This window comes from Peribacillus sp. NPDC060253 (assembly GCF_042727425.1).
GTDB lineage: Bacteria > Bacillota > Bacilli > Bacillales > DSM-1321 > Peribacillus.
The window spans coordinates 1-8,113 of sequence record NZ_JBHXAS010000165.1 but is presented as its reverse complement, the minus strand read 5'-3'; the positions used below and the strand labels follow the sequence as shown (position 1 = coordinate 8,113).

The 8,113-nt window shown below is 33.6% G+C and carries 8 protein-coding genes and 1 pseudogene; 3 read left to right on the top strand and 6 right to left on the bottom strand.

Annotated elements, in window-relative coordinates:
• The first annotated feature begins 952 nt into the window (after nt 1-952).
• Complete coding sequence (locus ACFWE9_RS24560) at nt 953-1,156, top strand: zinc ribbon domain-containing protein (protein ID WP_098373407.1); 204 nt, start codon at nt 953-955, stop codon at nt 1,154-1,156.
• A gap of 282 nt (nt 1,157-1,438) precedes the next feature.
• Nucleotides 1,439-2,335, top strand: coding sequence for a DMT family transporter (locus ACFWE9_RS24555; RefSeq protein ID WP_230161472.1), 897 nt, complete (start codon nt 1,439-1,441; stop codon nt 2,333-2,335).
• A gap of 34 nt (nt 2,336-2,369) precedes the next feature.
• Here the strand turns inward: ACFWE9_RS24555 and ACFWE9_RS24550 are convergent, their stop codons facing one another.
• The gene (locus ACFWE9_RS24550) at nt 2,370-3,668 is read right to left on the bottom strand and encodes a LysM peptidoglycan-binding domain-containing protein (protein ID WP_377359252.1); all 1,299 of its coding nucleotides are present in this window, start codon (nt 3,666-3,668) and stop codon (nt 2,370-2,372) included.
• 386 nt (nt 3,669-4,054) lie between these two features.
• Between ACFWE9_RS24550 and ACFWE9_RS24545 the strand changes: the two are divergent.
• Nucleotides 4,055-4,141 (top strand): annotated as a pseudogene (locus ACFWE9_RS24545) (damage-inducible protein DinB); the annotation flags it as partial.
• A 546-nt stretch (nt 4,142-4,687) separates the two neighbouring features.
• Here the strand turns inward: ACFWE9_RS24545 and ACFWE9_RS24540 are convergent.
• The 5 genes from ACFWE9_RS24540 to ACFWE9_RS24520 all read right to left on the bottom strand — a co-directional run bounded on the left by ACFWE9_RS24540 (nt 4,688) and on the right by ACFWE9_RS24520 (nt 7,896).
• Complete coding sequence (locus ACFWE9_RS24540) at nt 4,688-5,203, bottom strand: hypothetical protein (RefSeq protein WP_230161469.1); 516 nt, start codon at nt 5,201-5,203, stop codon at nt 4,688-4,690.
• Nucleotides 5,196-5,822: an ABC transporter ATP-binding protein gene (locus ACFWE9_RS24535; RefSeq protein WP_230161466.1), complete on the bottom strand. Its 627-nt coding sequence runs from the start codon at nt 5,820-5,822 to the stop codon at nt 5,196-5,198. The genes ACFWE9_RS24540 and ACFWE9_RS24535 overlap by 8 nt, the downstream gene beginning before the upstream one ends.
• Nucleotides 5,823-5,833: 11 nt before the next feature.
• Nucleotides 5,834-6,568: a hypothetical protein gene (locus ACFWE9_RS24530; RefSeq protein ID WP_230161464.1), complete on the bottom strand. Its 735-nt coding sequence runs from the start codon at nt 6,566-6,568 to the stop codon at nt 5,834-5,836.
• Between the two features lie 12 nt (nt 6,569-6,580).
• Nucleotides 6,581-7,396, bottom strand: a complete 816-nt coding sequence (locus ACFWE9_RS24525; RefSeq protein ID WP_230161462.1) for a hypothetical protein — start codon at nt 7,394-7,396, stop codon at nt 6,581-6,583.
• 101 nt (nt 7,397-7,497) lie between these two features.
• Entirely contained in the window at nt 7,498-7,896 is a 399-nt protein-coding gene (locus ACFWE9_RS24520; protein ID WP_230161461.1) for a hypothetical protein, read from the bottom strand.
• Nucleotides 7,897-8,113 lie beyond the last annotated feature (217 nt).

The following is an 8,113-nucleotide window of genomic DNA, read 5'->3' as shown; positions in this document are numbered from 1 at the left end:
TTTTCCCTGTATTCTTACGTTCCAAGACGGACACATCCTCTCAAAAATCATTGTAAGGACTTAACTAAAATGTGTCCATGAAACTATACTAACTCCATTTTATTAAGAATAGTATTTTTCAAAAAATTGCGTTTGGTGTTATTGTCGTATTAAGCAGTTGTATAATTTTATATGCGATTTTAGGAAAAGATGAAGATTCTATTTGGAATGCAATACATTACTTTTTTACTATAGGAATGTCAGTAATGTGGCTACTTGTGAGAAAATTTGAAGATGAACCTGATAGTAAAAAGAAAACTGGGCTATATGTAGGTTTTGTAATATTTATGCTATTAACAGTAATTACGAGTTAAATATTGTGATTATCAACAGTATTTTAAGTGCAGTTTTATAACTGCTTATCTAAAATTAATCTTATAACAAAAATACCATTTGAACTATCCCCCGGATAAGGGACACACATAAAAAAGTGTCCCTTATCCGGGGTTTTTTATGTTTCGATAGGTGCAATGAGTATGGATGGAGCCACCTTCTGTTTTAACCATCATTTCATTATTCGTTAACGGAATCGTGGAAGCATTGAATTTCATGTAAACGAGCAGGTTGTGGTAATTAGGGAAATGTCCAAGAAATACTACCCTATTCAATTATTATGCAAAATTGCAGATGTATCAAGAAGTGGATACTACAAATGGTTAAAAAGTAAAATATCCCCTAATGAAAAGCAACTGTTGGAAAATCCCCTCCCAGTACGAACCAGCTATGCTTTGCCTACGATAAAGCTTAAGGGGGGGCCGATAAATACAACGCCTAATGGGATTTCCAATTTTTTCATAAAGACTGAAACCATTCATTACTTTATCCGTATATTTCATTATGTACGGTGTTGGCTGTTCGCGGTTGCTCCGGTATTTAGAGGCGTTATTATTTATAGATTGGGAGATGAAGGATCATGAATGAAAAAGGATGCATGAAATGTGGAAGCAATGATGCTGCTAAGAAGGATGTAGCCATGACAGGAACAGGATTGTCAAAAATGTTCGATGTCCAGAATAATCAATTTACGGTTGTGTATTGCAAGAATTGCGGTTATTCGGAGTTTTATAATAAGCAATCATCGGCAGGCAGTAATCTGCTGGATCTATTCTTTGGATGATCACTGCACGAAAAGAATCCCCTTTTTCATGAAAAGGGGATTCTTGTTTTTTCTTCATTATGTCAGCTCATTACCCGAGGAAATGGTCTTGAACGACTTTTGAAAATTCCTTTGCGACGGGTGAAAGGCCTTTAGACGACTTCATGACAACCTTGCCGCGCGACAGCAGGTGTACATTAATGATTCCAGATTAAATGTGGGCGAATATCATCACTCGTGACGGTATGCCCGAGAAATGATAATATGAATGTAAAAAATGGGAATTCTATGAGGGGAAATTAAATGAATAAAATAGCACTTCTTCAACTGTCTCTAGCCATGACAATCTTTGGTTCTGTCGGTTTCTTTTCAGAACTCTCAGGACTTCCTGCATTGGAATTGGTTTTTGTTCGCTGCATTTGTGCTGCGATATTCTTATGTGCAACATGGATGATTACAGGACATTTCAAGAACGAAATATGGAATTTCAGAGAGGTAATGCTCATCATTTTCTGCGCCGTGTCCAACTTGTTAAACTGGATATTCCTCTTTAAATCTTTCGAACTGATATCCGTGACAATAGCCATTTCACTCTATCATTTAGCCCCGATCATTGTACTCATCTTAGGGAGCTTCATCTTCAGGGAGAAAATGAGTTTATTCTCCATCCTGGCAATTTCACTTTGCTTTATTGGCACATTATTCATTATGGGAACAGATGGATTCCGATCATCAACTCCTGAATGGGAAGGTATCATTTATGGAATCATTGCTGCATTTTTCTACGCGGCAACCATGCTTTTAGGAAAGAGCATTACACAGACCAGTGTATTTGCCACCACTTTTCTGCAAATGTTCATTGGAATTCTATTACTGCTTCCTTTTGTCGATTTTTCAGTATACACAACCCTGCAATCTTTCGAATGGTATTATACGGTTCTTACTGGCATCATCCATACAGGCGTCGTGTATCTGCTGTTTTTTAATAGTATCCGTCACTTACCTACAAATGTAGTATCTTTCATGATTTTTGTTGATCCGGCAGTGGCCATCCTTTTAGATATTCTGCTTTCAGGATTTCAACCGGACAGGATTCAAATCTTGGGTATTTCATTGATATTTATTGGGGTGCTCTATTCACTTAAGACGACAGGACCGATTGAAAATGATGTCATACAAAAAAGGCCGCACACAATGTGAGGCCTTTTTTCTTTATATAATAATAGGTATCAATCTATTGATTAAAATGATAGACATCCCAAATGTCAGGGGTTTCTGATCCAATGTACCAAGCAGATACACCGCCTAGATGATTTTGTTTGACCAGGTCAATACGGAGCTTCATCGATTTTTTATCTTCTATCCATATTTGATGCTTTTCCCCTTTGGAAGTATACTCCACGTAATTTTGTTGAGCCTTTTTATCCCATACCTTTTTAAGTTTATGAGATGAAATGATTTTGTTGACCTCAGCCATGGTACGGTCATGACTTTTCACTTTTTTGGTCGATAAATCGGTTACCCATTCTCTCGTATAAAATGGTACAGCCAATATGATTTTATGGGCAGGTACTTCTTTCATTAAAAGCTGAGTTCCTTCTTTGATCCAAGGTAACGAGGAAACGGACCCGGCTACTGGGCTCCCTCCCCAATGCTCGTCATAACCCATTATGATTATATAATCCGCTATTTTGCCAAGTGCTTTCCTATCTAGACTTTTTGACCAAAAAGGGTCGTCATTTTCTCGGGTGACATCCACAGACACTATAATTCCATGCGGTTTTAGGGCCTTTTTTAATTCGCCTATGAAAAGTACAAAGTCCTTCTTATTTTTTGGATCGATGTTTTCAAAATCTACATTTATTCCATCACTTTTAGTTTTTACAAGCGAATCACGTAAAGCTGAAACTAATTTCTGGCGTTTTTTAGTATTGCCTAGTATAGAACCTGTTAAAACAGGGTCGAATTGATTACCGATAAGTTGCCAAACTTGTTTTCCTTGTTTATGAGCGGATTGAACGTAATTTGTATCTACAGAAGCGGAAACGAAATTACCGGAATCCTTCAGCGTATAGGAACGAGGAGATACTACATTTAAATTAGGTTGTTTAAGTTGTTGGGTGTAGTTTTCTTTCGATCCATTATGCTTCCAGCCCATGACGATAAGGCTTTGCTTCTTTTTTTGAAGTAGAGATTTCTTTATCCATCCCTTTTTACCACCAAGCAGTTGAACCTGGTAGTAATAATCGGGAATCTTCAATTTTTGACCAACCTTAAGGGTAACCGTTCGTAAGTTATTTAATTTCGTCAAATCATTTGTAGTTACCTCATATTTAGAAGAAATCTTCCATAATGTATCTCCTGATACAACCTTATGAATCTTATATTTTTGGGGAATCTTCAGGTTTTGGCCAACAGTAATTTCGGAAGAGGTTAATTTGTTTTCTTTCTGTAACTCACTTACTGAAACTCCATATTGATTTGCTACTTTCCATAATGTGTTTCCAGTCTTTACTTTATGTATAATAGGCATCGCAGAATCCCCAACGACAGAAGAAGTAATGGGAAACTCCTCGCCCTTTTTTAAGGTCTTTAGTATAGTGGAACCTAGTTTAGGAGAACTATAAACTTTTGTAGTGCCCGCTTTAACAGAACCTGTGTATTGGGTATTACTTGATGCTTTACCACTGGTTGGAAAGAGACAAATACAAAGAAGGCAGAACATAATAAGACATCCAAAGAATTTTTTCACTATTATTTTATTCTCCTTAAATATTGTCAATTTTAACTTTACTAGTTTACTATGGAGAATCGCTATAAAATAGAGGTACATTGTGGAAAGGCATTTCTAATCCTCGTGTGGGACGAATTATTCCGTATGAAGGACAATTGAATTGTAAGTAGAAGGGGAGGTTTTATATGTCATATTTTGCCTTACAGTTTTATGATTTTAACATATGGGCAAATAAACAGATTTTCAACCGCTTAAAAGAGCTTCCAAAGGAATAATACGGGTATCTCCTTATATTACCTGTGGATAATGATTTAACAACGGAGATATACGCTAAGACTAGAACTGCCATTGTCTCTATTGAAAAAGGCAACCTTATATGGATTCTACTTGCAGCACTTTACACTAGAGGGTATAAACCAAATCAATTCATTCTATTTTTGGAAAAGGAACCGAGTCGGCATTATCAAAGTTCCCGAAAGCCAAAAGGATAACTATAGACAAGAAGGCCGGAAAAGTTACTTTCACTAAATTGTTTGCAGGGTAAATTTTATGTGTGAAGTGAATAAAACATAATGCTTACGTTTTATATCAATTTCAATTTGTTTGTTTAGGTTTTATTTTCAAATAATTCTTCCTTTGGCATCATCACAATTCATCGAGATATCATATTAAAATCAATTCAGCTTACGGTATTTTTGGGCCTTCACGCCTTAGTCCGAACGTAGCAAAGGGCACAAAAATAAGGCCAAGTGTCGCAACAAAAAAACTCCTAAGTGGAATAGAGGGCATCCATAAGCACTTTACATCGATAGATGCCCCTATTTTGGTATGATAGCCAATTGAATATTTGCACTATTATTAGTTATTTCTATTGAAACATCATCAGTATTCATACCTAGGAAATCATTACCTTTTAAATTATCTATCAACTCGCTTATATCATATGATATTTCTAATGATTGAAAAACTATCTTTAAAAAAGCTGTAAATTCCTCTTCAATATCTGGGAAGTCATCTTTAGATTCATCAACGAATAAAAAAAGGTCGGCTAGATTCTTCTTTTCGTCTGTTGAATCATAAGTAAGTTGGATTGCATTATCTTTGGTATTAAAACCTGATTCTGTTTTGATTAGTACCATTTGATTATCATTGTTGACAATCGATTTTTCAAATTCTGCCACTGTTTTTGAAAAAGTTTTAATATTTTCCATAGCTGCTATTTCTTCAGAAGTGGCATCGTTAGTATCTAAATTAGGGTTTCCCTGAATTCCATAAGGAGAACATGCTGTTATTAATAATGCAGATAAGAGAATACAAACATACATTTTATTCAACTAGTTCGCCCCCATTCAATTCATATACTCGGTCACAAAGATAATTTATTTGTCTATCATCATGGCTTGTTAATAGAATAGTGACCCCATTCGTTTTGTAATCCAATAACAGCTCTTGAATCTCTATAATAGATTTCTTATCCAATCCGTTAAAAGGTTCATCTAAAACTAAAATATTTGGGTTCTCCATAATAGCCTGTGCTATTCTCAAACGTTGTTTCATGCCCAAGGAATACTCCTTCACTTTTTTGTCTTTTGCATCAGCTAGACCCACTTTATATAAGGATTGATGTATATCTTCATTTGTGATTTTTTTTTGTATATTCGCTAATATACTCAAATTTTCCATTCCAGTTAAGTAATTTATGAATGGAGGTTGTTCAATAATAATGCCAGCATTCTCAATATATGTCTTACTAAAAATGATTCGTTTACCATCAACCCATACCTCCCCATCATTAATTTCCGTAAATCCACAAAGTGATTTTAACAACATTGTTTTGCCGGATCCGTTTGGACCAATAAACCCTACACAAATTCCTGTCTTAATTGATAAGGAAACATTTTTTAAAATTGTGTTATGTCTTATGCTCTTATTAATATTTATTACTTTAATCATGTTATGGCTCCCTATACAATTTTATATTTCAAGTTCCGTAGTAATACGTGTGAAAGAATAATTAAAAAAATTCCCACAATCATCCCACCAAAAAAATAAGAATCTTTACTAATAAATACAAGACTAATATTCTTTAGTTGCAAATCCATGATAAATAATGCTGAAATTAATATGAAAACAATCAATAATGCAATAGTTTCTTGGAATCTCAAATATAAGTAAAACATAATGGATGAAAGTCCTAAGGAAATTAAAGTACTTGCAATGATAAAAAATAAAAATTGTCTTATGATTTGCTCAGGATAATCAAATTCTAGTACATCATTTAAAAAAATGAACATAAAAATTGAACCAACGTATATAAGTACAAATAGAGTTACATTAAGAATATATGGCCCCCTAATTATTCTTAAAGCATCTCGTTGCAGTTTGACCCGAGAAAATACTAATTGATGGTATGTTTTTTTAATCATGATGAAAGAAATAGAACCCCAAAAAATCGAAACTAAATAAAAAGTATATGGACTAATGAAATGAAGAACACTATTTCCTTCCATATGTTCATTCTGGTCAAAGTCTTTATTAACAAATATCCGATCCAGAATTGCTTCAGCTGATAACAATTTATTATAGTCACTCATATATATAATGATATTTTGATAGCCTTGTATATAATTAATAAAGGCTAATAAAACGGAAGATATCATGACTGTTAGTAATAATATTAGATTGTTTTTTATCGCCACTTTTTTTGACCTTTAACTTTCAGGATTTTTAACTGTCTTATTTACACCTACTACCAGTAATATAATCGAAATTATAAATAAAATAACTAATGGCAGAAATACTTCTAATGTTGAATATAAGGTATTAAATGCGGTAAAGCTGGAAAATATGTCAAACCAAACACTCTGAGTGTATACACCTAATTTTCCATATAGAAAATATATGATTAAAATCAAAAGAATTACCTTATACTCTCGATCTAGTAATAAAACTAATGCACCAGCTAACAAACTAAAAACAAAGGCTAAACTTAAATAGATGGTACATACCATAAAAACAAAGAAGAGATAAGGATGATTGCTATAAAAATTTTGAGGTAAAATCGAAGCAAATCCTCCTATATTATCAAGGCTACGGTAAACAAAGATTCCTCCTATCGAATAAAAAAATAAATAGGTTAGAACAACAGTTAAAGTTGACAGGAATACATATTGTATTACATCTCTATAAACATTCTTCCTAATTAATGGGTAACGATGTCTTCCTAGAACATATAGACTTCTCTTCTCTGTGAATAGCCCAAGGGTAGGTAATATAAATAGGACTGGAATAAAATTAATTAAGTAAAACATGGAAGAATCGACAAAAATTTCCCATGTTGAAATGGCAGCTAGAAAATTGTGTCTAATTTCTTCTTTAGACCCTACTAAATCAGGGGCATTATAATCCATAGTCATGATTTCAAAATAATAACTAGCAAACACCCATGAAAGGGTCAATCCTCCAAACAACAAAATGAATGTTAACGCCATATATCTAATTCTAATTTTAAATTTACTAAGTAACATTATTTCCTCCGATGTGTCTAATAGCTTTAATTAATTCTTGGATAAAAAGGAATATTGTCCAAGAATAAAATCTTGAACAATACTCTATGTTTAATTAACGATTAACCACCACTAGCAGACCAAGAACCTTTAATAGTCACTTTCCCTCCACCAGTATTATTTGTTTTTCTTAACCCTAATTTGTATTTATAACCTACTTGGGCATTCACAGCGGTAAATGTGGCTCTCTTTCCTCTTTGAACAGTTGTTCCACCTCTATAGACATTATCAGAATTTTTCATGTTTGCCGTAATCCATGCAGTACCAGTGTCATTACTTAGATTGACTACCCCTTTATTGTTTGCTTGTCTCTCTGAATAAGGTGCATACTTTTCAGCTCCAGAATAAGTAACTTCATAACCAGTGAAGCTTATTATTTGCTGAGCTTCTGTTTCTGTTCCCGAATAACCCAGAATACCTAATGATATAACTACTGTTAACAAAACTTTTGATTTTTTCAATGTAAATCCCTCCCAATAATTATATATATTGGTTGCAACCAACGTAAGTATATTGAATATTCAGAAATATAGCAATAGAAAATAAGTAAAAAGTCTGAATTTCATCAGTTTTTATTAAAAATATGGATAGTGAACAGGGACTATATATTGACTTAACGTAAGATAATATACAAAAATAACTATTTTTAACGTAAAAGGGTATATGGATTTTTATTCC

Excerpts from the sequence above, each read along its gene's own strand:
- ACFWE9_RS24555 (WP_230161472.1), top strand. The coding sequence starts at position 1,439 with ATGAATAAAATAGCACTTCTTCAACTGTCTCTAGCCATGACAATCTTT.
- ACFWE9_RS24550 (WP_377359252.1), bottom strand. The coding sequence starts at position 3,668 with ATGCCTATTATACATAAAGTAAAGACTGGAAACACATTATGGAAAGTA.
- ACFWE9_RS24535 (WP_230161466.1), bottom strand. The coding sequence starts at position 5,822 with ATGATTAAAGTAATAAATATTAATAAGAGCATAAGACATAACACAATT.
- ACFWE9_RS24560 (WP_098373407.1), top strand. The coding sequence starts at position 953 with ATGAATGAAAAAGGATGCATGAAATGTGGAAGCAATGATGCTGCTAAG.
- ACFWE9_RS24525 (WP_230161462.1), bottom strand. The coding sequence starts at position 7,396 with ATGTTACTTAGTAAATTTAAAATTAGAATTAGATATATGGCGTTAACA.